The organism is Streptomyces sp. NPDC031365 (assembly GCF_055569765.1).
Genome location: NZ_JBVIIM010000011.1, coordinates 1 through 25081, shown reverse-complemented (window position 1 = coordinate 25081; position 25081 = coordinate 1). Strand labels below are relative to the sequence as shown.

The 25081-nt window shown below is 70.7% G+C and carries 27 protein-coding genes; 17 read left to right on the top strand and 10 right to left on the bottom strand.

Annotation, left to right across the window (positions count from 1 at the left end; all coding sequences use genetic code 11):
• Nucleotides 1-111 precede the first annotated feature (111 nt).
• The 4 genes from ACZ5C2_RS18055 to fabI all read left to right on the top strand — a co-directional run bounded on the left by ACZ5C2_RS18055 (nucleotide 112) and on the right by fabI (nucleotide 2473).
• On the top strand, nucleotides 112-336 hold the full coding sequence (locus ACZ5C2_RS18055; RefSeq protein WP_468791654.1) for a hypothetical protein: 225 nt from the start codon (nucleotides 112-114) through the stop codon (nucleotides 334-336).
• 226 nt (nucleotides 337-562) lie between these two features.
• The gene (locus ACZ5C2_RS18050) at nucleotides 563-808 is read left to right on the top strand and encodes a PIN domain-containing protein (RefSeq protein WP_468791651.1); all 246 of its coding nucleotides are present in this window, start codon (nucleotides 563-565) and stop codon (nucleotides 806-808) included.
• Between the two features lie 171 nt (nucleotides 809-979).
• Nucleotides 980-1699 carry a 3-oxoacyl-[acyl-carrier-protein] reductase gene (gene fabG, locus ACZ5C2_RS18045; RefSeq protein WP_468791648.1) on the top strand — a complete coding sequence of 240 codons (720 nt, stop codon included), beginning with the start codon at nucleotides 980-982 and terminating at the stop codon, nucleotides 1697-1699.
• 6 nt (nucleotides 1700-1705) lie between these two features.
• On the top strand, nucleotides 1706-2473 hold the full coding sequence (gene fabI / locus ACZ5C2_RS18040; RefSeq protein ID WP_468791645.1) for an enoyl-ACP reductase FabI: 768 nt from the start codon (nucleotides 1706-1708) through the stop codon (nucleotides 2471-2473).
• 96 nt (nucleotides 2474-2569) lie between these two features.
• Here the strand turns inward: fabI and ACZ5C2_RS18035 are convergent, their stop codons facing one another.
• Nucleotides 2570-3262: a FadR/GntR family transcriptional regulator gene (locus tag ACZ5C2_RS18035; RefSeq protein WP_468791642.1), complete on the bottom strand. Its 693-nt coding sequence runs from the start codon at nucleotides 3260-3262 to the stop codon at nucleotides 2570-2572.
• 82 nt (nucleotides 3263-3344) lie between these two features.
• On the opposite strand from ACZ5C2_RS18035, the gene ACZ5C2_RS18030 reads away from it, so the two are divergent.
• The 4 genes from ACZ5C2_RS18030 (at nucleotide 3345) to ACZ5C2_RS18015 (ending at nucleotide 6297) form a co-directional block, all read left to right on the top strand.
• Nucleotides 3345-4664 carry a CynX/NimT family MFS transporter gene (locus ACZ5C2_RS18030; protein WP_468791639.1) on the top strand — a complete coding sequence of 440 codons (1320 nt, stop codon included), beginning with the start codon at nucleotides 3345-3347 and terminating at the stop codon, nucleotides 4662-4664.
• A gap of 548 nt (nucleotides 4665-5212) precedes the next feature.
• Nucleotides 5213-5329, top strand: coding sequence for an SGM_5486 family transporter-associated protein (locus ACZ5C2_RS18025; protein ID WP_468791636.1), 117 nt, complete (start codon nucleotides 5213-5215; stop codon nucleotides 5327-5329).
• 177 nt (nucleotides 5330-5506) lie between these two features.
• The gene (locus tag ACZ5C2_RS18020; protein ID WP_468791633.1) at nucleotides 5507-5713 is read left to right on the top strand and encodes a hypothetical protein; all 207 of its coding nucleotides are present in this window, start codon (nucleotides 5507-5509) and stop codon (nucleotides 5711-5713) included.
• A 65-nt stretch (nucleotides 5714-5778) separates the two neighbouring features.
• Complete coding sequence (locus ACZ5C2_RS18015) at nucleotides 5779-6297, top strand: SixA phosphatase family protein (RefSeq protein ID WP_468791630.1); 519 nt, start codon at nucleotides 5779-5781, stop codon at nucleotides 6295-6297.
• A gap of 85 nt (nucleotides 6298-6382) precedes the next feature.
• Here the strand turns inward: ACZ5C2_RS18015 and serB are convergent, their stop codons facing one another.
• The gene (gene serB / locus ACZ5C2_RS18010) at nucleotides 6383-7591 is read right to left on the bottom strand and encodes a phosphoserine phosphatase SerB (RefSeq protein WP_468791627.1); all 1209 of its coding nucleotides are present in this window, start codon (nucleotides 7589-7591) and stop codon (nucleotides 6383-6385) included.
• Between the two features lie 177 nt (nucleotides 7592-7768).
• On the bottom strand, nucleotides 7769-9532 hold the full coding sequence (locus ACZ5C2_RS18005) for a streptophobe family protein (protein ID WP_468791624.1): 1764 nt from the start codon (nucleotides 9530-9532) through the stop codon (nucleotides 7769-7771).
• 239 nt (nucleotides 9533-9771) lie between these two features.
• Here ACZ5C2_RS18005 and ACZ5C2_RS18000 point away from each other — a divergent pair, with 239 nt between their 5' ends.
• Nucleotides 9772-12288: an ABC transporter ATP-binding protein/permease gene (locus tag ACZ5C2_RS18000; RefSeq protein WP_468791621.1), complete on the top strand. Its 2517-nt coding sequence runs from the start codon at nucleotides 9772-9774 to the stop codon at nucleotides 12286-12288.
• 91 nt (nucleotides 12289-12379) lie between these two features.
• Here ACZ5C2_RS18000 and ACZ5C2_RS17995 read toward each other — a convergent pair whose 3' ends face one another.
• The 3 genes from ACZ5C2_RS17995 to ACZ5C2_RS17985 form a co-directional block, all read right to left on the bottom strand.
• A complete protein-coding gene (locus tag ACZ5C2_RS17995) occupies nucleotides 12380-13111 on the bottom strand; it encodes a transglycosylase SLT domain-containing protein (RefSeq protein WP_468791618.1) in 732 nt (243 codons plus the stop codon).
• A 342-nt stretch (nucleotides 13112-13453) separates the two neighbouring features.
• Nucleotides 13454-14497 (bottom strand): S-adenosylmethionine:tRNA ribosyltransferase-isomerase, encoded by a 1044-nt coding sequence (locus ACZ5C2_RS17990; protein ID WP_468791615.1) that lies wholly within the window; start codon nucleotides 14495-14497, stop codon nucleotides 13454-13456.
• The gene (locus ACZ5C2_RS17985; RefSeq protein ID WP_468791612.1) at nucleotides 14494-15192 is read right to left on the bottom strand and encodes an SDR family NAD(P)-dependent oxidoreductase; all 699 of its coding nucleotides are present in this window, start codon (nucleotides 15190-15192) and stop codon (nucleotides 14494-14496) included. The genes ACZ5C2_RS17990 and ACZ5C2_RS17985 overlap by 4 nt, the downstream gene beginning before the upstream one ends.
• A 248-nt stretch (nucleotides 15193-15440) precedes the next feature.
• On the opposite strand from ACZ5C2_RS17985, the gene ACZ5C2_RS17980 reads away from it, so the two are divergent.
• From ACZ5C2_RS17980 to ACZ5C2_RS17970, 3 genes are all read left to right on the top strand, one after another.
• Nucleotides 15441-16586, top strand: a complete 1146-nt coding sequence (locus ACZ5C2_RS17980) for a GAF domain-containing sensor histidine kinase (RefSeq protein ID WP_468791608.1) — start codon at nucleotides 15441-15443, stop codon at nucleotides 16584-16586.
• Nucleotides 16579-17220 (top strand): response regulator, encoded by a 642-nt coding sequence (locus ACZ5C2_RS17975; protein WP_468791605.1) that lies wholly within the window; start codon nucleotides 16579-16581, stop codon nucleotides 17218-17220. Before ACZ5C2_RS17980 ends, ACZ5C2_RS17975 begins: the two co-directional genes overlap by 8 nt.
• A 157-nt stretch (nucleotides 17221-17377) precedes the next feature.
• Nucleotides 17378-17623 (top strand): chaplin, encoded by a 246-nt coding sequence (locus ACZ5C2_RS17970; protein ID WP_468791602.1) that lies wholly within the window; start codon nucleotides 17378-17380, stop codon nucleotides 17621-17623.
• A gap of 597 nt (nucleotides 17624-18220) precedes the next feature.
• On the opposite strand, the gene ACZ5C2_RS17965 is transcribed toward ACZ5C2_RS17970, so the two are convergent.
• On the bottom strand, nucleotides 18221-19009 hold the full coding sequence (locus ACZ5C2_RS17965; protein WP_468791599.1) for a hypothetical protein: 789 nt from the start codon (nucleotides 19007-19009) through the stop codon (nucleotides 18221-18223).
• A gap of 162 nt (nucleotides 19010-19171) precedes the next feature.
• Between ACZ5C2_RS17965 and ACZ5C2_RS17960 the strand changes: the two genes are divergently transcribed.
• The 3 genes from ACZ5C2_RS17960 to ACZ5C2_RS17950 all read left to right on the top strand — a co-directional run bounded on the left by ACZ5C2_RS17960 (nucleotide 19172) and on the right by ACZ5C2_RS17950 (nucleotide 21587).
• Nucleotides 19172-19969 (top strand): ABC transporter ATP-binding protein, encoded by a 798-nt coding sequence (locus ACZ5C2_RS17960; RefSeq protein WP_468791596.1) that lies wholly within the window; start codon nucleotides 19172-19174, stop codon nucleotides 19967-19969.
• A 93-nt stretch (nucleotides 19970-20062) separates the two neighbouring features.
• Nucleotides 20063-20494 (top strand): NfeD family protein, encoded by a 432-nt coding sequence (locus tag ACZ5C2_RS17955; protein WP_468791593.1) that lies wholly within the window; start codon nucleotides 20063-20065, stop codon nucleotides 20492-20494.
• 148 nt (nucleotides 20495-20642) lie between these two features.
• Complete coding sequence (locus tag ACZ5C2_RS17950; protein ID WP_468791590.1) at nucleotides 20643-21587, top strand: SPFH domain-containing protein; 945 nt, start codon at nucleotides 20643-20645, stop codon at nucleotides 21585-21587.
• 84 nt (nucleotides 21588-21671) lie between these two features.
• Here ACZ5C2_RS17950 and ACZ5C2_RS17945 read toward each other — a convergent pair whose 3' ends face one another.
• The 3 genes from ACZ5C2_RS17945 to ACZ5C2_RS17935 all read right to left on the bottom strand — a co-directional run bounded on the left by ACZ5C2_RS17945 (nucleotide 21672) and on the right by ACZ5C2_RS17935 (nucleotide 23742).
• Nucleotides 21672-22178: an HNH endonuclease gene (locus ACZ5C2_RS17945; RefSeq protein WP_468791587.1), complete on the bottom strand. Its 507-nt coding sequence runs from the start codon at nucleotides 22176-22178 to the stop codon at nucleotides 21672-21674.
• A 200-nt stretch (nucleotides 22179-22378) separates the two neighbouring features.
• On the bottom strand, nucleotides 22379-22918 hold the full coding sequence (locus ACZ5C2_RS17940; protein ID WP_468791584.1) for a YbhB/YbcL family Raf kinase inhibitor-like protein: 540 nt from the start codon (nucleotides 22916-22918) through the stop codon (nucleotides 22379-22381).
• A 41-nt stretch (nucleotides 22919-22959) separates the two neighbouring features.
• On the bottom strand, nucleotides 22960-23742 hold the full coding sequence (locus tag ACZ5C2_RS17935) for a sporulation protein (protein WP_468791581.1): 783 nt from the start codon (nucleotides 23740-23742) through the stop codon (nucleotides 22960-22962).
• Between the two features lie 159 nt (nucleotides 23743-23901).
• Here ACZ5C2_RS17935 and ACZ5C2_RS17930 point away from each other — a divergent pair, with 159 nt between their 5' ends.
• Nucleotides 23902-24084, top strand: a complete 183-nt coding sequence (locus ACZ5C2_RS17930) for a hypothetical protein (protein WP_468791578.1) — start codon at nucleotides 23902-23904, stop codon at nucleotides 24082-24084.
• Nucleotides 24081-24692 (top strand): DNA-3-methyladenine glycosylase, encoded by a 612-nt coding sequence (locus ACZ5C2_RS17925; protein WP_468791575.1) that lies wholly within the window; start codon nucleotides 24081-24083, stop codon nucleotides 24690-24692. Before ACZ5C2_RS17930 ends, ACZ5C2_RS17925 begins: the two co-directional genes overlap by 4 nt.
• Nucleotides 24693-25081: the final 389 nt, after the last annotated feature.

The following is a 25081-nucleotide window of genomic DNA, read 5'->3' as shown; positions in this document are numbered from 1 at the left end:
TGGGGGCAGTGAACCACGTCTCACGCAGCGGGCTCCCCTGAAATGCCTGGCGCGCGCACGACCGGCAAACCGCCGGCGAAAGGGGTGGGGTGGGGCAGTAGGGTGAATCAGTTGCGTGGTCCCATGTGGCGCCTCTTCGAGGCCTACCTGGCCCGCGCCGTCGGCGAAGCCCCTGCCTCCGGCAGACCCGGAGTCGTGGAGGTGCCGGTAGGGGAAGGGCGACTGAGGATCTGGCGACACGTCGTCGACCTCTCCCGGCCCTGGCGGAACCCGGCCTCGGACATCGACGCCCTCGCCGCGTCGATCGACACCGTGCGCGGCAGGGGAACCGCATGAAAGCGACTGCGGCGGCCCGGGTGTAGGTACCTTCAGGGATATGTACGCACAACCTGCCCGCTGTGAAGGGGGCGCGGTATGAGCACCATTTCCGTCCGTGAGTTCTCGTACAACCCCAGCGCGGTCTTCGCCCGCGTCGAGAAGGGCGAGGCGATCGAGGTCACCCGGCACGGCAACGTGATCGCGATACTGCCACCGGCCGGAAGTCCCATGGACCCTGGACCTCATGGGGCACTTTCCGAAGGCCATGGAGGATCTGGACGCCCGGATCACCGAAGTTCTCCTCACCCGAGAGATACGTGATGCGGCGGCTCTGCTGGTCGGGCGGCTGAGGACGCTGGACGCGATTCACGTGGCCAGCGCGCTCTCCCTGCGGGACGATCTGACCGCCCTGGTGACCTACGACCGCAGGATGCTCGAGACAGCTCGCGCCGAAGGACTGTCGGCTCACGCGCCTGGTATGGCGGACTGACCCGGGCGCTGGACTGTAGGAACCCGACAGGAGGCCGCGAGCGCCACTGTCGGTGCCCGAATGTCCCGCGGCGGGCGCGGACCGATAGGTTTTCGGGTAGGCCGCCCGTCATCGCCGCCCGTCGTCCGGGCGTTCGGGCGGGTAAAGAACCGCTATCGAAAGGGTGATCCGTTGAGCCGCTCGGTTCTCGTCACCGGAGGCAACCGGGGCATCGGCCTCGCCATCGCCCGCGCGTTCGCCGACGCCGGCGACAAGGTCGCCATCACGTACCGCTCGGGGGAGCCGCCGGCGGTCCTCACCGAATTGGGCTGCCTGGCCGTCAAGTGCGACATCACCGACACCGAGCAGGTGGAGCAGGCCTACAAGGAGATCGAGGAGGCGCACGGCGCCGTCGAGGTCCTGGTCGCCAACGCCGGCATCAACAAGGACCAGCTGTTGATGCGGATGTCCGAGGAGGACTTCACCTCGGTCGTCGACACCAACCTCACCGGCACCTTCCGGATCGTCAAGCGTGCCAACCGCGGCATGCTGCGCGCCAAGAAGGGCCGCGTCGTCCTGATCTCCTCGGTGGTCGGACTGCTCGGCTCCGCGGGGCAGGCGAACTACGCCGCCTCCAAGGCCGCGATGGTCGGTTTCGCGCGCTCCCTCGCCCGTGAGCTGGGTTCGCGCAACATCACCTTCAACGTCGTCGCGCCCGGCTTTGTCGACACCGACATGACCAGGGAGCTCACCGAGGAGCAGCAGACGAAGATCCTCTCCCAGGTGCCGCTCGCCCGGTACGCGCAGCCCGAGGAGATCGCCGCGGCCGTGCGGTTCCTCGCCTCGGACGACGCCTCGTACATCACTGGAGCCGTCATTCCCGTTGACGGCGGACTGGGAATGGGTCACTGAAACACCATGAGCGGAATTCTCGAGGGCAAGCGCGTCCTGATCACCGGTGTGCTGATGGAGTCCTCCATCGCCTTCCACACCGCCAAGCTGGCCCAGGAGCAGGGCGCTGAGATCATCCTGACCGCGTTCCCGCGGCCCACGCTGACCGAGCGCATCGCCAGGAAGCTTCCCAAGCCCACCAAGGTCATCGAGCTCGACGTCACCAACGACGAGCACCTGGGCCGCCTGGCCGACGTGGTCGGCGAGGAGCTCGGCGGCCTCGACGGCGTCGTGCACTCCATCGGCTTCGCGCCCCAGGACGCGCTCGGCGGCAACTTCCTGAACACGCCGTTCGAGTCGGTCTCCACCGCCATGCACGTCTCGGCGTTCTCCCTGAAGTCGCTCACCATGGCCTGCATGCCGCTGATGCAGAACGGCGGGTCCGTCGTCGGTTTCACCTTCGACGCGCAGTACGCCTGGCCGCAGTACGACTGGATGGGCCCGGCCAAGGCCGCCCTGGAGGCGACCAGCCGGTACCTGGCACGTGACCTGGGCAAGCAGAACGTCCGCTGCAACCTCGTCTCGGCGGGCCCCATCGGCTCGATGGCCGCCAAGTCCATCCCGGGCTTCGGCGAGCTGGCCTCGGTGTGGGACAACCGCTCCCCGCTGGAGTGGGACCTGAAGGACCCGGAGCCGGCCGGCCGCGGTGCCGTCGCGCTGCTGAGCGACTGGTTCCCGAAGACCACGGGCGAGATCGTCCACGTGGACGGCGGACTGCACGCCGTCGGCGCCTGACCGGACGCCTCACGAAGGCCCGCGTTCCGTAAGGGGCGCGGGCCCTCCGCGATGCACGACCCCGTACGGCCGGTGCCGCGCCTCGTACGGCGTGGCTCAGCCGGCGGAGGGCGGACCGAACCGCCCCGGACGGCACACGAACGGATAGGCGGCGGCCTCCTCGGCCGCTGTCGCCGCGTCACCCGCGCGGATCGCGTCCACCAGCCGCCCGTGGTCCATGTGCGTCTCCGGGGACATGCCCTCGCTCACGTCTCCGCGCAGCCAGTCCCGCAGCACCTCGCTCAGGTCCGCGTACATCGCGGTCATCACGTCGTTGTGCGAGGCGGCCACGACGGCCAGGTGGAACGTGGCGTCCGCCGCCACGAACGCCTCCGCGTCCCTCGACTCCCAGGCGTCCTCCCGGCGCAGCAGCAGGGCGTCGATCTGCTTGAGGTCCCTGTCCGTACGCCGCTCGGCGGCCATCCGCGCGGCGGCCGACTCCAGGGTCGAACGCAGCTCGGCGATGTGCCGGGGGTCGGCGTCGGCGAAGCGGCGGTGCATCACACCCGCCAGTTCGCTCGTGGCCACCACGTACGTGCCCGAGCCCTGGCGGATGTCCAGCAGCCCGTTGTGTGCCAGCGCGCGGACGGCCTCGCGGACCGTGTTGCGGGCCACTCCCAGCTGCTCGACCAGCTCCGGCTCGGTGGGAATGCGTGCGCCGACCGGCCACTCGCCCGAGGTGATCTGTGCCCGCAGAGCGGTGATGACCTGTTCGGACAGCGCCGAACGGCGCGGATGGCTCAGAGGCATGACACACCTTCGCACGACAGGGGTGCCCTTCGGCGACCTCGGCATGGACAACCAATCATCCCATGATTCTATGATGGACCTCATGGCTCGCGAGGTAACCCGGACCCTCAGGTCCACGACCGCACGTATGTCGGCCACCCCCGAAGTCCGAGCGGCCTTCGGGGACGGCGCCGTGCGCGCGTGGCGGACGCGGCTGATCGTCGTCGGCATCGTGCTGGCCGCGCTGAACCTGCGCCCCGCCATCACCAGCCTCGGCGCGCTGCTCGAGGAGGTGCGCCACGGGCTGGGCATGAGCGGCAGCGTCGCCGGACTGCTCACCTCCGTGCCCGCGCTGTGCTTCGCCGTCTTCGGTGTCACCGCCCCCCGCCTCGCCCGCCGCTTCGGGGCGGGCGCGGTGGTCTGCGCCGGCATGGTCGCCATCGTGGCCGGCCTGCTGATACGCCCGTACACCGGTGGCACGCCGGCCTTCCTGGCCACCAGCGCCCTCGCACTGATGGGCATCGCCGTCAGCAACGTCCTGATGCCGGTCATCGTCAAGCGCTGGTTCCCCGACCGGGTCGGCTCCATGACCGGCCTGTACTCCATGGCCCTCGCCCTGGGCACCGCCACGGCGGCAGCGGTGACCGTCCCGGTGACCGGCGCGCTGGGCGGGAACTGGCAGTCCGGCCTCGCCGTGTGGGCGGGTCTGGCGGCCGTCGCCGTGCTGCCGTGGATCCCCTTCGTACGGGAACGGGGCGGGGCGCCGGACGAGCGGGCCCCCGCGCGGGACGGGGGTGGTGCCGCGCGGGCGCGCCGGGCAGCCGCCGAGGTGCCCGCGCTGCGCATCACCCGCAGCCGTATCGCGTGGGCGCTGGCCGTCTTCTTCGGCCTCCAGGCCACCGCCGCCTACATCACCATGGGCTGGATGGCGCAGATCTTCCGGGACGCGGGCGTCCCCGCGGGCACCGCCGGGCTGCTCCTCGCGGTCACCATGGTGATGGGTGTGCCGCTGGCCTTCGTCATACCGCGCCTCGCCGCCCGCCTGCCCCACCAGGGCCCGATCGCCCTCGCGCTGGGCGTGAGCGGCCTCGTCGGATACGCGGGCCTGTACCTCGCGCCGGCCGCCGGTGCCTGGGCCTGGGCCGTGCTGCTGGGCATTGCCAACTGTGCCTTCCCGCTGGCGCTGACCATGGTCGGGATGCGGGCCAGGACGAGCGCGGGCGTGGCCCAGCTGTCCGCCTTCGCGCAGAGCACCGGCTATCTGATCTCCATCCCCGGACCGCTCCTGGTGGGCGTGCTCTACCAGCACAGCGGCGGCTGGGGGCTGCCGATCGCCCTGATGGCCGGCCTGATGATCCCGCAGATGATCGTCGGTGTGCTGGCGGGCCGCGACCGCACGGTGGAGGACGAGGCGACGGCGTAGGAACTTGGGGCTGTGCGGCTGTGCGGCTGTGCCGCGTGGGCGCGAAGAGTGCCGCCAGGGGCGCGGGGAACTGCGCGAACGGGGGTCTGGGGGCGGAGCCCCGCAGGGACGGGACGGGAAGGGCGGTGCGGGCGGGGCAAGGGAGCTCCCCATGCCCGGGAGCCGCCACGCCCTCGACCGCCCCGATCCCGCCGATGCGCCGCCCCGGCCCAGCCGCACTGCGCGTGGACCGGGGCGGCGAAGCCGCGTCGCACCTGAGGCCACGACCGCCGGCCCTCGCGGGCCCGACCCCGACCGCCCGGCACGGCCGGCAAACGGGTGCGCGGCACGGCCCGGGGAACGCCCCTGCCCGGCACGCCAGGAGGTCTGCGGCTGGTCGGCCGGGCGCCCCGTACCCGGTGCCGAGCGACTGCCTGTATCCGGTGGTTGACAGACCCCGTGCACGCGGCACACGGCCCGACCCCGGGCAGACAGCCCACCCCCGGCCGGCAGGCCACCGTGCCACCCCCGAGGCACGCCGCGGGCGAACGGGGTGCGAGACTTGCCGTATGCCAGTACTCGACCCGAATCCGCGGAACGGCCAGCGGAAGCTGCTGCTCGTCTTCGGCGCGTTCTTCGCCATCTTCATCGTCATCGGCGTGATCGCGACCATCCTCGCCCCGTGACGTCCTCCGGCGCCCCTTCCGGGCGGGATGGTGGTGCTGGCACCACCATCCCCTAGGGGGCCAGGGTCAGGGTCAAGTAGGTGGGTCACCGGATGGGTTGAGGCCCCCACGATCCGTACCTTCGAGATGTGGCCTCCAGACGGCGGGTCACGGACACACGAAGAGCGGAGGCCCCCCATGTCGGCGCGCACGCACACCCGGCCCCACCCGGCCCCCCGGGGCGGCGCCGACACCCGGCTGCCGTGGTGGGCCCTGGCCCTGCCCACGCTCGCCTTCGTGGCGCTCCTCACCCTGATCCTCAACCCCGCCGACGCCCAGGCGGCCGCCGGTGAGCCCACGATCACCCACCTCGTAGAGCGCGCGCAGCAGCTCATCATCCGCTGAACACCCTGGGAAGCACTGGTCAACTCCCTGCGCCCCGTGGCCTGTTTCGTGCGAAGCTGGGCTGTATGAGCGTCGCAGAACCCCGCAGGATTGTCCTTTTCCGGCATGCGAAAGCCGACTGGCCGCCGGTGTCCGACCATGAGCGCCCTCTCGCCGAGCGGGGCCGCACGGACGCCGCAGTCGCCGGACGCAAGCTCGCCGACACCGGCATCGGCTTCGATCTGGCCCTGTGCTCCACCTCGCTCCGGACCCGTGAGACCTGGAAACTCGCGGTCCACGAGTTCCCGCAGCGGCCGAAAACGGTCTACGAGGAGCGGATCTACGAGGCTTCCCCCGGCGAGCTGATCGCCCTGCTCAACGAAACCCCCGACGACGCGCAGAACGTCCTCCTGGTCGGCCACAACCCGGGTATCCAGGGACTCGCCGACATTCTGGCCGGCGCATCCGAGGGTGACGCCCGTGAGCGCATGAGCCGCCGTGGCTACCCGGCCGCCGCCTTCGCCGTCGTGTCCTTCACCGGCCCGTGGAAGTCCCTCGAGCCCGGTGTCGGCACGCTGGCCGACTACTGGGCCCCGACCGAGTGATACCGGGCCTGCCCATGCTCACGGCCGTCCCCATGCTCACGGCCGTGCCCGGGCCCAGAGCCGCGACCGAGTCCGGGCGGGCGGCTCAGCCCAGGTCGAGCGTGTCCGCGGCCTCGACCTCTTCCCGCGTGACACCCAGCAGATAGAGGACCGTGTCCAGGAAGGGGAAGCTCACCGCCGTGTGAGCGGCCTCGCGTACCACCGGCTTGGCGTTGAAGGCGACACCCAGCCCCGCCGCGTTCAACATGTCCAGGTCGTTCGCACCGTCACCGATTGCCACCGTCTGCGACAGCGGCACCCCCGCCTCGGCAGCGAACCGGCGCAGCAACCGGGCCTTGCCCGGCCGGTCCACGATCTCGCCGGTCACCCGGCCGGTCAGCTTCCCGTCGACGATCTCCAGGGTGTTGGCCTGGGCGAAGTCCAGCCCCAGCCGCTCCTTCAGGTCATCCGTGACCTGGGTGAAACCACCGGAGACCACGCCCACTTGATAGCCGAGGCGCTTGAGCGTACGGATCAGGGTGCGGGCGCCCGGCGTCAGCCGCACCTCGCTGCGCACCTTGTCCACCACGGAGGCGTCCAGCCCTTCCAGCAGCGCCACGCGTGCGTGCAGTGACTGCTCGAAGTCCAGTTCCCCGCCCATCGCGGCCGCCGTCACCTCCGCGACCTTGTCCTCGCAGCCGGCGTGCGCGGCGAAGAGCTCGATCACTTCGTCCTGGATCAGCGTGGAGTCGACGTCCATGACGACCAGGCGCTGCGCCCGCCGGTACAGCCCCGCCCCGACCACGGCGATGTCCACCCCGAGCCTGGCGGCGTCGGTGACCAGCGCGGTGCGCAGCGGTTCCGTCTCCACGCCGGACACCGCGAACTCCACCGCCGTCACCGGATACTTGGCCAGCCGGAAGATACGGTCGATGTTGCCGCCGGCCTTGGTGATCCGCGAGGCGATCGCCGCCGTCGCCTCCGAGGTGAGGGGATGGCCCAGCACCGTGACCAGGGAGCGGCCGAGCCCGCGCGGACGGTTGTCGCCCTTGCCGGAGATGATCTCCGCCTGCATCTTCATCGACTCCGCCCAGCTGTGGACGGTCGCCCGCAGATCCCCTTCCAGGCCCGCGGGCGGCTCACTCACGAGCGCGCAGAGCACGATGCGCCCACGGGTGACGACCTGCTCGATGTCGACCACGTCGACCGAGTAGGCGGCGAGGGTGTCGAAGAGGCCGGCCGTGATGCCCGGCCTGTCCTTGCCGAAGATCTTGACAAGGAGAGTGGGGACGTCGGAGGTCTGCGATGCGCTCATGGTCCTCCCACCGTATCCGGCACGCAGTGCCCCGCGCCTCCGAGGTCCGCCAGCCGGACAGCTTCCCCACTCGCCCCCGCCGGAATGAGCCTCTCCGGCGTTCGAGGAGCGGGGTCCGGGTGCAGCGCCCTCCGGGGGACGGGAACGGAAAGGGGCGGCGGGGCGAAAAGGGACCGGTCACGGCGAGGGCGGCGGCGGTGGCGGCGGCGGTGGTGGCCCCTCGTCCGGCCACAGGGATGGCCGCTCGACACTCCCCGCGCCTCCCCCGTTCCGAGTCCCGGAGCCCCGCCGAGGTCCGCGTCGGCCGGTCGGCCCGACGGGCCCTGTCACGGTGGGTGCGCCGGAGACATCGCCCCCGCCGTCGCCGCGAGCGGGCGGGACGGGCGGCTCCAGGGAGTCGGGCGGCACCCGCAGATACGGATTGGTGTCCGGATGAGGTGGCCGGTAGGAAGCCCCCGGCGTGTACGGCCCGGGCCGCGTCGCGTCCCCCCGCTCCGGGTGCCCGTCCTCCCCCCGCTCCCCGGCCCCCTCGGCCTCCGTGTCACCCCGTGCCAGGATCGCCGCCCGCGCCCCCGCTGCCCCGCTCGCCCAGGCCAGCAGCGCCCCCGTCGCACCCGCGCCCACACCCCATACCGCCCCCAGCAGCAGTGCCGTACCGAGGTGCCCGCGCAGCTCGATGCCGGCCTCGAACGCGTCGAAGCCCAGCACGGACAGCGAGGCGTCCGCGGACACCTCCGTCAGCCAGGCCAGCAGCGGCAGCGTCAGTGCCGTGGCGACGCCCAGGCGCAGCGCACACCGCCCCGCGAACCCGGCCACGCCCGACCGCCCCGCCGGGACCGGCGTCGGCACCGGCGTCCGCACTGCTGTCAGCACCCCGGCCAGCAGCATCATCACGGCGGCGGCCACCCCCAGCAGCCACACCCTTCCGTCGAGCTCGGCCAGCCGACCCAGCGTGACGGGCCGGTCCGAGCCGGCCCGCAGAAGGTCGCCCACGGGGTGCGGCAGCACCCCGAGCAGCGCCCCGCTCGCCCGCCCGTCCCAGGGCACGAACAGACCGATCGGTATCCCGAGCCACACCCCGTTCGGCGCCCCCAGCAGCGCCGCCCCCGCGATCCTCCTGGGGTGGTCGTCGCCGATCGCCGCGTACCCCGCCGCTGCGAGCCCTGCCGCCACCGCCACCAGCAGCACCATGACGACGGCGGACACCGCGGGCCGTACCACCCGGTGCAGGGCGTCCCAGCCTCGCGGCACAGGTGTACGGCGGGACGCCAGCAGGGCGACCAGCAGCACACCGGCCGACCAGCCGAGACCACCGAGCAGCGTCGGTGCCGTGTCGACGGTGAATCCGACCGCGGCCCGAGCGTCGACGAGATCGCCGACCCGGTCCGGCAGCAGTCCTCCGACGTCCCCCAGCCCCGGAATCTCGACCCCGCCATCGCCCGCGCCCGGCAGATCGTCCAGCCCCAGCGAGCCGCCGTCGATGGTGATGGCGTCGTGCCCGGCCCAGGCCAGTCCGCCCGTCATGGCGACGAACAGCGCGACCACCGCTCCCGCGCGGGCGAGGAGTTCGGCGAGGGAGACCACCACTCCCGCCGCCCGCAGGGACCGCAGAAAGAAGTACGCCAGCAGCAGCGCGCCCACCAGGCTCACGCCCAGCGGCGTGAGGTCGATGGCCGTCCCGGCCTCCGCGCCCGACAGCCCGAAGGCGGACACATCGCCGGACGGCGTGACCGAACCGCCCGCCCCCAGCGCCACCACGGCGGCGGTCATCGGCCCCAGCGAACCGGCCGCGTCCGCGTCCAGCAGACGCAGCCCGAGCGCCGCCGTCCCCGCCATCCCGATCAGCGCCCAGCTCACCGCGGCGATCGCGGACATCAGTGCATCGACCCACGGCACGCGTGTGCCGGGCCCCGCGACATCGACGCTCGTGACAGCACTCATGGCAGACCCCCCGATCCGCGGCGCGGCAGAAGGCCGCGCATGCCCCCCTCGCGTGGTTTACCACTCTCCGGGACGATTTCAACCCCGCCGACACACACGGTGGATGTGTTGGTGCGCGCTCGTGACAAGGCCCGGCTTTCGGTCAGAGGGCCGAGCCTGGAATAGTTCCCCACGATGTTCGACATCCCTAGACTCCCTGCGATGGGGGAAATTCGGGGGACAACTCAGTGGGGCATGGAGTGCCGGAACTCGTACTGGAATCAAACGGACGGACCTGGACGCTCGATCCGTCCAGGGCTTACACCCTCGGGCGTGATCCGCAGGGGGACGTCGTACTGGACGACGCCAGGGTCTCCTGGCGTCACGCCACGATCAGCTTCAACGGGCGCAGTTGGGTCATCGAGGACCACGGCAGCACCAACGGCACGTTCGTGCAGGGGCAACGGATCCACCATCTGGAGTTCGGCTCCGACACGGTGCTGAACCTGGGCAACGCGACCGACGGGCCGCGCGTGACCCTCACCGGCGCCGCGGCCCCGGCCGCCACGCCGCAGGGTCGGCCGCAGCAGCCGTACGCCGCCCAGGGCGCAAGCGCCGGCTGGGCCCAGCAGGCGCCGCAACAGCAGCAGCCCGCCCAGCAGGGCTGGCAGCAGGCGGAACCGCGGCAGTCCGCGCCGCACATCCCGCCGCAGCAGGGACCCGGCAGCGGCGCGGGGGCGCCGCCGGTCTACGGCGACCGCAGCCCCACCACGTTCCACCAGTTCTCCCTCGGCCGTGTGATGCGCATCGGCCGTGCGCTGGAGAACGACCTGGTCGTCTCCGACCTCCAGGTCTCCCGCAACCACGCCGAGTTCCACTCGACGCCCGACGGGCGCATGGAGATCCGCGACCTCGGCTCGCACAACGGTACGTACGTCAACGGTCTGCCGATCGCCAAGGGCGGCTCACAGCTGCTCGGTCCCACCGACGTCGTGGGCGTCGGTCACTCGACGTTCCGGATCGTCGGTGACCGGCTCGAGGAGTTCGTCGACACCGGTGAGGTGTCCTTCTCCGCCCGTCATCTGACCGTCACGGTCGACGGCGGCAAGCAGATCCTCAAGGACGTCTCCTTCGGCGTCCCCGAGAAGTCGCTGATCGCGGTCATCGGCCCGTCCGGCTCCGGCAAGTCGACCCTGCTCAAGGCACTCACCGGCTATCGGCCCGCGGACCGGGGAGAGGTCCTCTACGACAACCGCAACCTCTACAAGCAGTTCGCCGAGCTGCGCCAGCGCATCGGTCTGGTTCCGCAGGACGACATCCTGCACAAGGAGCTGACCGTCAAGAAGGCCCTCAAGTACGCGGCCAAGCTCCGCTTCCCGGCCGACACCACGGCCGCCGAGCGTGACGCCCGTATCGACGAGGTGCTGCGCGAGCTGAAGCTGGACCCCCACAAGGAGAAGAAGGTCACCTCCCTCTCCGGAGGCCAGCGCAAGCGTGTCTCGGTGGCCCTGGAGCTGCTCACCAAGCCGTCGCTGATCTTCCTGGACGAGCCGACCTCCGGCCTCGACCCGGGCATGGACCGCGATGTCATGCAGCTGCTGCGCGGCCTGGCCGACGACGGCCGCACCGTCCTCGTCGTCACCCACTCGGTGGCCGAGCTGGCGAGCTGCGACAAGCTGCTGGTCATGGCGCCGGGCGGCTCGGTCGCCTACTTCGGTCCGCCCGAGGAGGCGCTGAACTTCTTCGGCTACGACACCTGGGCCGACGTGTTCTCCGCCTTCGAGAACTACCGTGACTACGACTGGGCGGGCCGCTGGAAGGGCTCGCAGCACTACCAGATGTACGCCGCGGACATCGACGCGGTCGCGCCGCAGTCCGTACAGGTGCCACAGATGCAGGCCATGCGGCCGCCGAAGCCGCAGAGCTGGATGTCGCAGTTCGTCACCCTGGTGCGGCGCTACATCTCGGTGATCGTCTCCGACAAGGGCTTCCTCGCCCTGATGGTGATCCTGCCGGCCGTTCTCGGCGCTGTCAGCCTGCTCATCGACGCGGACAAGGGCCTGCTGCCCAATCCGCCGAACCCGCAGACCGGCCGCATCATCCCGAACGGCACGGCCACCACGGTGCTGCTGATCCTCGCCGTGGGTGCCTGCTTCGCGGGCGCCGCGAACTCCGTACGTGAGCTGATCAAGGAACGGGTCATCTACGAGCGGGAGCGCGCCACCGGCCTGTCCCGCTCGGCGTACCTGATGTCGAAGGTGTTCGTGCTCGGCATGATCACCGTGCTCCAGGGCCTGCTGGTCGGTGTGATCGGCTTCTCCAGCCGGGAGCTCCCGGAGGAGGGCCTGGTCTTCGGCGGCTTCACGCTGCTGGAGCTCTCCGTGCCGATCATGGCGCTCGGTTTCACCTCGATGATGTTCGGCCTGATCATCTCCTCGCTGGTGAAGACCGCCGAGAAGACCATGCCGCTGCTGGTGATGTTCGCGATCATCCAGGTCGTCTTCACCGGCTGTCTGTTCGCGTTGCACGGTTCGATCGGCGTCAACCAGTTCTCGTTCCTGATGCCGTCGCGCTGGGCGGTCGCCGCCTCGGGCGCCACGCTGGACTTCAACAGGATCAGCCCGCCGGAGACGGCCGGGGACACCGATCCGCTGTGGGAGCACACGGTCGGGGCCTGGGTGATGGACATGGGCGCGCTGATCGTCCTCGGCGTGATCTGCGGCTTCTTCGTGGCCCGCTTCCTGCGCCGTCACGAGCCCGAGGTCATGCGCAAGTAATCCGCGCCGGACGGCTCCGAAGGGCGGCACCCCGTCAGGAGGGTGCCGCCCTTCGGCGTCTTCGGTTCGCGAGAAGAGGTCCGCGCCGACCTCAGTACGCGCTGTCGACGTTGTCCATGGTGCCGTACTTGTCGGCCGCGTAGTTGCAGGCGGCGGTGATGTTGGCCACTGGGTCGTAGATGTTCTTCGGGGTGCCCGGGACGTGGTAGGCGTCGAACGTCGGCGGGATCACCTGCAGCAGCCCCTTGGACGGGATGCCGTTCTGGGCGTTGACGTCCCAGAGGTTGATCGCCTTCGGGTTGCCGGACGACTCTCGCATGATGTTGCGGTGGATGCCGTCGTAGGAGCCGGGAATACCGCGCTTCTTCATGATGGCAAGCGACTCACGGATCCAGCCGTCCAGGGTGTTGCTGTAGGTCTTGGGAGCGGCCTTCTTCACCTCGACGCGCTCGGCGGCGCGGCTTGCGGGCTCCTTGACCTGGCGGGCCTTCTCGGCCTCGGCCTTCGCGGCGGCAGCGGCGGCCTTCTTCTCGGCGGTGGCCCGGGCCTCGGCCTCCTTCCTCGCCGCGATCCGCTCGACCTTGACGCTGGAACCGGCGAGCTGGTCGGTGACGCCGGCCTTGACGTCCTGGATCGGCTCGGTGCTGTACGCGACCTTCGCCGCGGGGGCGGCGGCCTCGGTCGTGGTGCTCGTCGACGCGTTGCTCGGAACGGCGGAGAACCCGATGGCGGCAGCACCGAGGGCGGCGACACCGGCGACGGCGAGCCTGTGGTGACGGGTCAGCGCACGACTATGGCCACGGGTCAGGATGTTCTTGGACATGCGGGACGGACCTCTTCGAATAGCGCGGAGGTCGCTCAACGTCCGGTGGGGACATGGTGCTTCCGGCACGAACGCCGAGGATCCGGGACCCACGGCGCTGAGCGACGCAGCCATTCTTAGCGGCCGCGAAAAGGCAGGGCAAAGGTGTGACGTACGAAGCCGGGTAGTGGATCCGGTATGGCAAAACGGGGCAGACGGTGCAATCTGTCCCGCTCGGATGGGCGTTATGCCTCTCCTACTCTGATTCGTACGTGATGTGCATCCTATGCCCGGCCTCACACCGGCCGCCCCTCGCTCTCACTCGAAGTTGCTGGAGCAATGCACTGTGTGAGGTGGTCCCGGTCACTGCGGAAGGATCAGGTGTACATCCCCGAACTCGTGCCAGAGATAGCGCCCGCGCAGCGCCTCCTCGTACCCCCGGTCGATCGCCGCCCGCCCCACGACCGCCTCCAGCATCAGCAGATGCGAGGCCTCCGGCTCGTGCAGCCCGGTCAGCAAGCCGTCCACCACCCGCACCCCCCGCTCCGGGGTCACCACCAGGCCGGTCCACCCCGCCCCGGCCCGCACCACCCCGTCCGCCCCGGCCGCCGACTCCACCGCCCGTACGGCCGTCGTCCCGACCGCGATCACCCGGCCGCCCCCCGCTCCTACGGCGCCGATCAGCCGCGACGACGCCTCCGGCACCCTGTACCGCTCCGGATACGGCGGCTCGTGCGCCTCTGCCGAGGCCACCCCCGTGTGCAGCGTCACCGGGGCGAACTGCACCCCGCGGCTCACCAGCTCCGCCACCATCCGCGCGGTGAACGGGCGCCCCGCACTCGGCATCTCCGCGCTCCCCGCCCCGTCCGGTGACGGCAGCGCGAACACCGTCTGGTACGCCGACAACGGCTGATCCCGCTCCGTATGGGCGTACCGGATGGCCCGCCCGTGCTCCCGCAGCAGCCCGAGCACGTCACACGACGCGCGCGCCCACCACAGCCGCTCACCCCGCGCGCTCAGCGGCTCTTCCAGCACCAGCCGCGCACCACCGACCAGCCGCACCTCCGTATCCGCGGGCGCCCCCGTGCGCGCACGCGTGGTGCCCCGCCCGTCGGGCTCCCGCAGCTCCACCGCCCAGCGGTCGTCGTCACCGCGCGTGGAGAAGTGCACCACCACGCGCGCGTGCCCGATCCACCCGCCGACGGCCGCCGCCAGCGTGGGCGAGGTGTTCACCACCAGCAGATCCCCGGCCCGCAGCAGCCGCGGCAACTCCACGAAGGCGTGATGCGACACCTCCGTACCCCGCGACACCAGCAGGCGCACCGAGTCCCGGTCGAGACCGGGCCCGCGCTGCTCCACCGGCACCCGCGCGGACAGCTCGTCCGGCACCCGGACCGCCAGCGTCACCGCCGCTCCTCCAGCAGCGTCGGAGCGCCGTAGCGACCGCTGGCCGGCCGCTCGTCCAGCAGCCGCAGGAACGCGGGCACCACACGGGCCGGCTCGGGCCGCGGACCGTCGTCGTCCGGTACGGCCGCCGCGTACAGGTCCGTAGCCATGTCGCCGGGATCGACCGCCCACACCCGCAGCTCCGGCTCCTCCTCCGCCAGCACCGCCGCCAGCTGGTCCAGACCCGCCTTGGACGCCCCGTACCCGCCCCAGGCCGGATAGGCCTCGGCGGCGGCGTCCGAGCTGACCACGACCACCGCGCCGGCAGGCGCGGCCCGCAGCAGCGGCAGTGCCTCCTGCACCATGCCCAGCGCCGCCACCAGGTTCACCTCCAGGGCCCGCCGCAGTCCCTCCAGCGGCAGCTCCTCCAGCCGGACGAGCGGCTCGGCGCCGAGCGCGCTGGCGTTGTGCACCAGCAGATCCACCCCGCCCAGCCGCCACGCCGCCGCCACCAGCTCCGCCCGGTGTCCGGCATCCGTGACGTCCCCCGGCAGCGCGGTCACGCGCGACCCGTACTCCGACACCAGGTCCGCCGCCTCCGCCAGCGGAACCGGCCCCCGTGCGTCCAGCACCAGGTCCCAGCCACGCTCCGCCAGCGCCAGGGCGAGCGCCTTCCCGAGCCCTCTCGAGGCCCCCGTGATGATCGCGACCGGCATGGCAACCGTCCCCTCGTCGTCGTCGACGCCGCGTGATCGGCGTGTGCCCAACGTAGGGACCGGCCCGCCGCCGTCGCCTCGGGCCGGGGACGCAGGGGCCCGGGTCCGTTCGCCCTACGCCGCCGTCCCCGGGTCCCTGGTCCTACACCCCGGACGTGGCGCGGGCCCTCGGACCTAGGTCCATCGCCCGGCGGACGGCCACCACCTGCCCGATCCCCGCTGTCACAGCCCGCCGGTACCGTGACGACATGAGCCACAGCCCTCGGTCCGGCCTCGCCGCGGTGAGCGCCGCGTTGCTGGCCATGAGCAGGCATCTCGAGGTGCGCGACGTCCTCAAGACGATCGTCGCCTCGGCCCGTGAACTGCTCGACGCGCAGTACGCCGCCCTCGGCGTGCCCGACGATCACGGCGGCTTCGCCCAGTTCGTGGTCGACGGCGTCAGCGACGACCAGTGGAAGGCCATCGGCCCTCTGCCGCGCCAGCACGGCATCCTCGCCGCGATGCTGAACGAGGCGACCCCGCAGCGCCTCGCCGACGTGCGCCGCGACCCGCGCTTCGAGGGCTGGCCCAGCGCCCACCCCGACCTGGCCGACTTCCTGGGCCTGCCCATTCGTGACGGCGACGAGGTCATCGGAGCCCTGTTCCTGGCCAACAAGCGTCGCGCCAAGCCGGAGGGCACCTGCGGCTTCACCGGGGACGACGAGGAACTGCTCGGCATCCTCGCCCAGCACGCCGCGATCGCCCTCACCAACGCCCGGCTCTACGAACGCAGCCGCGAGCTGACCATCGCCGAGGAACGCTCCCGCCTCGCCCACGAACTGCACGACGCCGTCAGCCAGAAACTCTTCTCCCTGCGGCTCACCGCCCAGGCCGCCACCCGCCTCGTCGACCGCGACCCGTCCCGTGCCAAGGGCGAACTCCAGCAGGTGGCCACCCTCGCCGCCGAGGCCGTCGAGGAACTGCGCGCGGCGGTCGTCGAACTGCGCCCCGCGGGCCTCGACGAGGACGGCCTGGTCGCCACGCTCCGCACGCAGGTACGGGTCCTCGACCGCGCCCACACCGCGCGGGTGACCTTCACCGGCCACGGCGTACGTGCCCTGCCCGCAGCCCAGGAGGAGGCGGTGCTGCGCGTCGCCCAGGAGGCCCTGCACAACGCCCTGCGGCATTCCGGGGGCGACCGCGTCGACGTCACCCTGGACCGCCGGGGCGGCGGGGCGGTCCTGCGGGTCAGTGACGACGGCAGCGGGTTCGACCCGCGTATCGTCCGCCGCGCGGGCCGCCATCTGGGCCTGGTCTCCATGCGGGACCGGGCGAGCGGGGCCGGCGGCAGGCTCACCGTGGAATCGGCGCCCGGCAAGGGCACCACGATCGAGATGGAGGTCCCCGGTGGCTGACGCAATCAAGGTGCTCCTGGTCGACGATCACCAAGTGGTACGCCGGGGTCTGCGCACCTTCCTCGAGGTGCAGGACGACATCGAGGTCGTCGGTGAGGCCGCCGACGGGGCCGGGGGAGTCGCCCTGGCGGGCGAACTGGGGCCCGACGTCATCCTCATGGACGTCAAGATGCCGGGCATGGACGGCGTCGACGCGCTGCGCAGGCTCCGTGAAATGGAGCATCCCGCGCGCGTGCTGATCGTCACCAGCTTCACCGAACAGCGCACGGTGGTCCCCGCCCTGCGCGCCGGCGCCGCCGGCTACGTGTACAAGGACATCGACCCCGACGCGCTCGCCGGAGCCATCCGCTCCGTGCACGCCGGGCACGTTCTCCTCCAGGCGGAGGTGGCCGGCGCGCTGCTGTCCCAGGAGGAGAGCGGAGCCGCCCCGGGGCGCGCCGGCTCCCTCACCGAACGGGAGCGGGAGGTGCTGAGTCTGATAGCGGACGGCCGGGCCAACCGGGAGATCGCCCGCGCCCTGGTGCTCTCGGAGAAGACCGTGAAGACCCACGTGTCGAACATTCTGATGAAGCTCGACCTGGCGGACCGCACCCAGGCCGCCCTGTGGGCCGTACGCCACGGCGTCAGCGGCTGACCCCGGACGCCTCCGGCCGGGCGGAGGGTTCCCCTCCGGTCCGAGATTCATACCGTAGTGGGAATGCCCCCGGATGGCCGTATCCATTGTCGGCGCCGGGCGTTCTCCAGCGCATGCTGCGGCGCCTGCCGCAGTCATCGCGAGGAGGGCTCGGAAAGTGAAGAACCTGAAGAAGGCAGCGGCCGTGACGATGGTGGCCGGTGGCCTGCTCGCCGCCGGCACCGGAATGGCCTCCGCCACCGACGGCAGCCACGCCGACGGCTCGGCCATGGGCTCCCCGGGCGTCGTCTCGGGCAACGTCATCCAGGTCCCGGTCGACGTCCCGGTCAACGTGTCCGGCAACAGTGTCAACGTCATCGGTCTGCTGAACCCGGCCTTCGGCAACACCGCCGTCAACCACTGACGCCGCCCAGCAAGAGCCCCGGCCGCCCGGCCCCCACCCAGGCGCCCGGGGCTCGGCACCACCCCGAACACCCCCAGCCACCCCTACCCCCGGCTCCCCGCAGGACCGCGTTCCCCGCGCTACCGCTCCCCGGCTCCCGCGGTACCGCTACCCCCCGCCCTTCGCGCTACCGCTACCCGGCTTCCCGCGCAGTACCGCTCCCGGCTCCCGCTCCCGACTTCCCGCGGTGCCGTTCCCCGCTCCCTCCGTTCCCCGCTCCCTCCGTTCCCCGCTCCCTCCGTTCCCCGCTCCCTCCGCTCCCCGCTCCCTCCGCTCCCCGCTCCCTCCGCTCCCCGCTCCCTCCGCTCCCCGCTCCCTCCGCTCCCCGCTCCCTCCGCTCCCCGCTCCCCCCGTTCCCCGCGGGCAGTCGTGCCGCTGGGGCGGCACGGGTGGGCGCGGCGGCACCCCGCAGGCGCCGGGCAGCGCGACTCACCCCCGGCCGACCCAAACGCCGGTCCACCCCGCAAGTCCGGGTCGCACAGGCCACCCCCCGACGCGCACCCGCACCCGCACCCGCACCCGCACTTTCACCCGCACCGGCCCCCGAGCCCAAAAACCTCACCCCACCCCCCGCTCCTCCACAACGGAGTTGTACGCGGCGACCACCGCCCGCCGAGCCGTCCGCTCCACCGGCCGCAACGCCCCCGCCCGCGCCGACATCTCCGACGCACTCACCGCACCCCCGTGCCCCACACCCCCCGCCAGCGAGACCAGCGCCCCCACCCGCTGCGCGAGCTCCAGCACCCGCACCGCCCGAGGCGGATACCCCGGCGCCAAGACCTCCCGCCCCCGCGAGGCCGACGCCCGCACCCGGTACGCATCGATCGCCGCCTCCGCCACCGGCCCCGACCCGGCCACGTCCAGTCGCGTCAGGACCTCGGTCGCCTCCCGCAACGCCTCCGCCAGCTCCCGTTCCGCCTCTCCGAGCGAGGGCACATCGGCCGGCGGCGCCTCCCACACCGGCAGACAGTGCCAGACGACCTCGACGTGCACATCACCGTCGGGTCCGGCCTCGTACACCTCCGGCACCAGCCCCAGCGCGACCCCGGAGCAGACCACCGCCTCCTCCGCCTCCAGCGCCCGCGCGTTGAACTCCGGCGGCCCGCTCAGCCCCAGTGGATGACCCGGCGCCGGCAGTGCCAGCCGCAGCCCGCTCACCCCGAGTGCCCGCAGCCGCCCCAGCGCCAGGGTGAGTCCCACGGGCGCGGACTCGTCCGGCAGCCCCTGCACCCGGTGCACCGCGTCCTCCGCCACGACGGCGAGCACGGCGTCGTCCGGCGAAACGAGTCCGGCAAGCAGGGCATTTCCCCAAGCGGCAAGGCGTCCAGAGCGAGGTTCCGAGAGCATGCGTACACCCTAGACAGGCCCAAGAACCGGACCGGAGGAATGTCCGGGTCGACCAGTGGCGTAGATTTCATGATGGGCTGCGCCCATGGGGGCGGCGGACCGACCCACAAGGCGTACGCGACAGCCGAGACAGGCCACACTGCAAGGGGAGACAACGCGCTCATGAGCGATGTTCTGGAGCTTCAGGACGTATCTGTGGTCCGTGAGGGCCGGGCTCTGGTGGACCAGGTCTCCTGGTCGGTCAAAGAGGGCGAGCGCTGGGTCATCCTGGGCCCCAATGGCGCGGGCAAGACCACCCTTCTGAACCTCGCGTCCAGCTACCTCTACCCCAGCAAGGGCACCGCCACCATCCTCGGCGAGACCCTCGGCAAACCCGGCACCGACGTCTTCGAGCTGCGTCCCCGCATCGGCATGGCAGGCATCGCCATGGCCGACAAACTGCCCAAGAAGCAGACCGTCCTGCAGACCGTGCTCACCGCCGCCTACGGCATGACCGCCGGCTGGCAGGAGGAGTACGAGGCCATCGACGAGCAGCGTGCCCGCGCCTTCCTCGACCGCCTCGGCATGTCCGAATACCTGGACCGTAAGTTCGGCACCCTCTCCGAGGGCGAGCGCAAGCGCACCCTCATCGCCCGCGCCCTGATGACCGACCCCGAACTGCTGCTCCTCGACGAGCCCGCCGCCGGCCTCGACCTCGGCGGCCGCGAGGACCTCGTACGCCGCCTCGGCCGTCTCGCCCGCGACCCGATCGCCCCCTCCATGATCATGGTCACCCACCATGTCGAGGAGATCGCCCCGGGCTTCACCCACGTCCTGATGATCCGTCAGGGCAAGGTCCTCGCAGCCGGCCCGCTGGAGCTCGAACTCACCTCCCGCAACCTCTCCCTCTGCTTCGGCCTCCCGCTCGTCGTCGAACAGGTCGGCGACCGATGGACCGCCCAGGGCCTCCCGATGGCCTGAACCCCACAAAGGATCAAACCCCGAAGCACCAAGCCGCGTTCAAACTGATCGGCGCCCTGTCGGCGACCGGGTGTGCGGTCCTACGATGGCCAGGTGGACATCGACGCATGGCTGTGGTGGCTGATCGGCGCGGCGGCACTCGGCATCGGGCTGGTGATCACCGCGATGCCGGAACTCGGCATGCTCGCGGTGGGCGCCGTCGCCGCGGCAGTGGTCTCCGGTATCTTCGGCGGCGGAGCCGTCGCCCAAGTCGCGGTCTTCGCCATCGTCTCGACCGCGCTCATCGCCGTCGTACGCCCCATCGCCAACAGACATCGTGCCCAGCGGCCCGAACTCGCCAGCGGCGTGGACGCCCTGAAGGGGAAACAGGCCGTCGTGCTGGAGCGCGTCGACGGATCCGGTGGCCGGATCAAGCTCGCCGGCGAGGTCTGGTCGGCACGCGCCCTCGACACGGGCAGTGTCTTCGAAGCGGGTCAGGAAGTGGACGTTGTGGACATCGAGGGAGCCACCGCCATCGTCATGTGACCCCGCACGAGACAACTGGGGTGAACAATCCCCCAGTTGCACCGATGGTCTGACAGACTCGACCAGCAAGATCTTCAACCGCGAGATCTGCCACAGGCACAAGATCTGCCGTAGGCGCCGAGGCTAAGAAGGGTTCGGGGAACCGACGATGGAACCGATCATCATCGTCCTGATCATCCTGGTGGTGTTGGTCTTCATCGCCCTGATCAAGACGATCCAAGTCATCCCACAGGCGAGCGCGGCCATTGTCGAGCGCTTCGGCCGCTACACGCGGACACTCAACGCGGGCCTCAACATCGTCGTGCCGTTCATCGACACCATCCGTAACCGCATCGACCTGCGCGAACAGGTCGTCCCCTTCCCGCCCCAGCCGGTGATCACCCAGGACAACCTGGTCGTCAACATCGACACCGTCATCTACTACCAGGTGACCGACGCACGGGCCGCCACCTACGAGGTCGCCAGCTACATCCAGGCCATCGAGCAGCTCACCGTCACCACCCTGCGCAACATCATCGGCGGCATGGACCTCGAACGGACCCTCACCTCCCGTGAGGAGATCAACGCGGCCCTGCGCGGCGTCCTCGACGAGGCCACCGGCAAGTGGGGCATCCGTGTCAACCGCGTCGAGCTCAAGGCCATCGAACCGCCCACCTCCATCCAGGACTCGATGGAGAAGCAGATGCGCGCCGACCGGGACAAGCGCGCCGCCATCCTCCAGGCCGAAGGCGTCCGGCAGTCCGAGATCCTGCGCGCCGAGGGCGAGAAGCAGTCCCAGATCCTGCGTGCCGAAGGTGAGGCCAAGGCAGCGGCCCTGCGCGCGGAGGGCGAGGCCCAGGCCGTCCGTACGGTCTTCGAGGCCATCCACGCCGGCGACCCGGACCAGAAGCTGCTCTCCTACCAATACCTCCAGATGCTCCCGAAGATCGCCGAAGGAGACGCCAACAAGCTCTGGATCGTCCCCAGTGAGATCGGCGACGCCCTCAAGGGTCTCTCCGGCGCGATGGGCAACTTCGGCGGGCTGGGCGGCAACGGCACCTCAGCTCCCAGCGTTCCGGCCCAGGAACGCCGCGAGAAGCCCTCCATCGACTGAAACCACTCAGGGGCGCGGGGAACTGCGCGGCCAACCACAGCGCACCCGCAGCCGGGTGATCCCCACGCCCCTACGGCGAAGCCCTTACGCCGCGTCCAACGCCAACCACTCGGGAAGCGCCTCGAACTCCGCGGAGCCCAGCGCCAACAGCATCGCATCGGCGGGCGTCGGCTCGAACGGCTTACGCAGCAACGGCATACCCGCCTGCTCAGGCGTCCGGTTCGCCTTCCGGTGGTTGTCCTCCGCACAGGACGCCACCGTGTTCAGCCATGTGTCCTGTCCGCCGTGTGACCTGGGTACCACGTGGTCCACGGTCGTAGCCCGCCGCCCGCAGTACGCGCACCGGTGCCGGTCCCGGACCAGAACACCCCGCCTCGACCACGGCGCTTGTCTTCGGAACGGCACCCTCACGTAGTGGCAGAGCCTGATCACCCGGGGCGCCGGTATGTCGACCGCGGCTCCACGCATCCGCAGTTCGGGGTGGGCCTGCTCGACGACGGCCTTGTCCTGAAGCACCAGAACGACGGCGCGGTTCAGCGTCACCGTCGACAACGGCTCGAAGCTCGCGTTCAGCACCAGCGTGTCCCGCATACCAGCCCACCTCCCGTGTGCACCGGCCCACCCCTCGGCGGACTGGGATCAACTCTGGCCGGGCACGCCGAGATGGACAACGCAATATCCACTGCTCCTGCGGGAGGTGACCCCCGCGACCCCCTCGGCAGAAAAATGCCCGCCCCTGATCAATTCCAAGACCAGGGGCGGGCAAACGCTCGATGAATGCTCGGGGCCGCTCAGGAGCCCGCGGGCACCTCGTACTCACCGATCAGATGGGCGCGGGCGATCGTGTGGAACCGCAGGTTGAAGCCCACGACGGCGGGAGAGACGTCCGCGTCCGGACCCAGCTTCTCCTGGTCCACGGCGTACACCGTGAACACATACCGGTGCGGCCCGTCCCCGGGCGGCGGCGCGGCCCCACCGAAATCCTTGCTGCCGTAGTCGTTGCGCACCTGTACGGCGCCCTCCGGCAGCCCTTCGAAGGAGCCGCTGCCCGCACCGGTCGGCAGCTCGGTCACCGAAGCCGGGATGTCGAACACCACCCAGTGCCAGAACCCGCTGCCCGTCGGGGCATCCGGGTCGTAGCAGGTCACGGCGAAGCTCTTGGTCTCCGACGGGAAGCCCTCCCACCGCAGGTGCGGTGAGGTGTTGCCGGCCGTGTGAACCTGAGCGTCCTTGAGCGCCGCCCCTTCCTTCACCTCGTCGCTCGTCACCGTGAACGACGGCACGGGCGGATGGAAGTCGTGGGGGAGCGGCCGCCGCTTGAGCTCGGGCACCTCGGTACCTCCTGATCGTCTTCGTCCAGTCGGAACCGAGCCTAGAACCAGTTGCGCTTGCTGCCGACCTCCGACAGCCACTGGTTGAGGTACGCCGTCCAGTCGGTCCCCTGGTAGTCGTTCAGCCCCACCTTGAAGGAACGGAAGGTGTCGCTGCCCTCGCTGAACAGACCCGGCTTCTTGTCCATCTCCAGCACGACGTCCATGGCCTGCTCGTCGGCCACGAAGCTCAGCTCGACCTGGTGCAGACCTCGGTACTGCTGCGGCGGGAAGAACTCGATCTCCTGGTAGAACGGCAGCTTCTGCCGGGTGCCACGGATGTGGCCGCGCTCCATGTCGGCGTTCTTGAAGCGGAAGCCCAGCTGGATGAACGCGTCCAGGATCGCCTTCTGCGCGGGCAGCGGGTGCACGTTGACCGGGTCCAGGTCGCCCGAGTCCACGGCCCGGGCGATCGCCAGCTCGGTGGTCACACCGATGTTCATCCCGCGCAGCGGCTGCCCGTCGATCATCGTGATCGGCGTCTCCCACGGAATCTCCAGCCCGAACTGCACGGCGTGCACCGCACCCGCCTGGAGCTCGAAGGCACCACCCAGCGACGACTTCGTGAACTCGATGTCCTGCTTGTACTCCTGGTCGCCGCTCTCGACCTCGACCTTGGCCTGCAGACCGACCGACAGACCTTCGATCTGCTGGTTCACGGACCCGCCCTCGATCCGCACCTCGCCCTGGACGACCCCGCCCGGAACGACGTTGACCTCGTGCAGCACCGTCTCGACCGAGGCCCCGCCGGCCCCCAGACTCGCCAGCAGCTTCTTGAACGCCATGACTCTCCCTCTGTCGCCCTGCTATCGCTTCTGTGCAAGGACCGCTGATCCCTAACAACGCGATCCGGCCGTGGCCGGTTCCGTCGACCCTCACCCTGGCAAGTGCGGCGCCCGGTGACCACCCCGTGGCACCGGCCGTCTCCAGTACCCTCGGACGGCATGATCGCGACCCCCGACCGTACGCCCCTGCCCAGGAACTTCCTTGACCGCCCCGCCATCGAGGTCGCCCCCGGCCACCTCGGCCGGAGCCTGGTCCGCGGCACCCCGGACAGTCCGGTCGCCCTACGCCCGACCGAGGCGGAGGCCTACATCACCCAGGCCATGTCGCGTCGGTCAGCATGAATCGTATGGATCTCGCTCACCCCGCTGAAGAAGTCGGCCTCAAGCTGCTCGGCGCCGTTCTCACCCACGAGACGCCCGAGGGAACCGTGAGCATCAGCATCACGGAGACCGAGGCGTACTCCGGTACGGCCGATCCCGCCTCCCACGCCTACCGGGGCAGGACACCCCGGAACGCCGTCATGTTCGGACCCGCGGGACACCTGTACGTCTACCGGTCTCACGGCCTCCACTGGTGCGCCAACATCGTCACCGGGGCAGACGGCATCGCATCGGCTGTCCTCATACGGGCCGGCCGGGTCATCGAAGGGGAAGACCTTGCGCGCGAGCGACGAGGGGACAAGGTCGACAGTCCACGTCTCGCGCGAGGTCCGGGAAACCTCTGCCAGGCGCTCGGCATCACGGCAGAGCACAACGGCACGGACGTGGTGGCAGGCGCCTCGGTCACGCTGTCCGAGGGTGAGCCCGTACCCGCCGCGCTCATCCGGGTCGGTCCCCGAGTGGGCGTGAGCAGAGCCCACGACTGGCAGCACCGCTTCTTCCTCGCCGGTGATCCAACGGTCTCGGCGTACCGACTGAGCCCGCGAGCCAAGCCGCCCGCCGGAGCCTGAGCCCCGTGCCGCGGGGTCGCCGAAGTTGACTCGACCTTGGAATGTGCGTAGTGTAGTCCGAGCCGCTTGAACCGGGTACGGCGATCGCCTGCAGCCGGAAGTGGCCAACCCACTACCTACGATCACCCTCAGCGGGGTCGAATGTGTCATGTCCGCATGACTGAATTCAGAACCGCAGTACTCGATTATGAATCGAGCGGGGGAATCGGTTAACGTAGTGAATGTCGAAAGGCCGACAGGCGAAAGCCGCGGGCCGACCGGCATAACCCGCCGACTGGGAATCAGGCCCGAAAGGATCTGATAGAGTCGGAAACACCGAAGGGAAGCGCCCGGAGGAAAGCCCGAGAGGGTGAGTACGAAGGAAGCGTCCGTTCCTTGAGAACTCAACA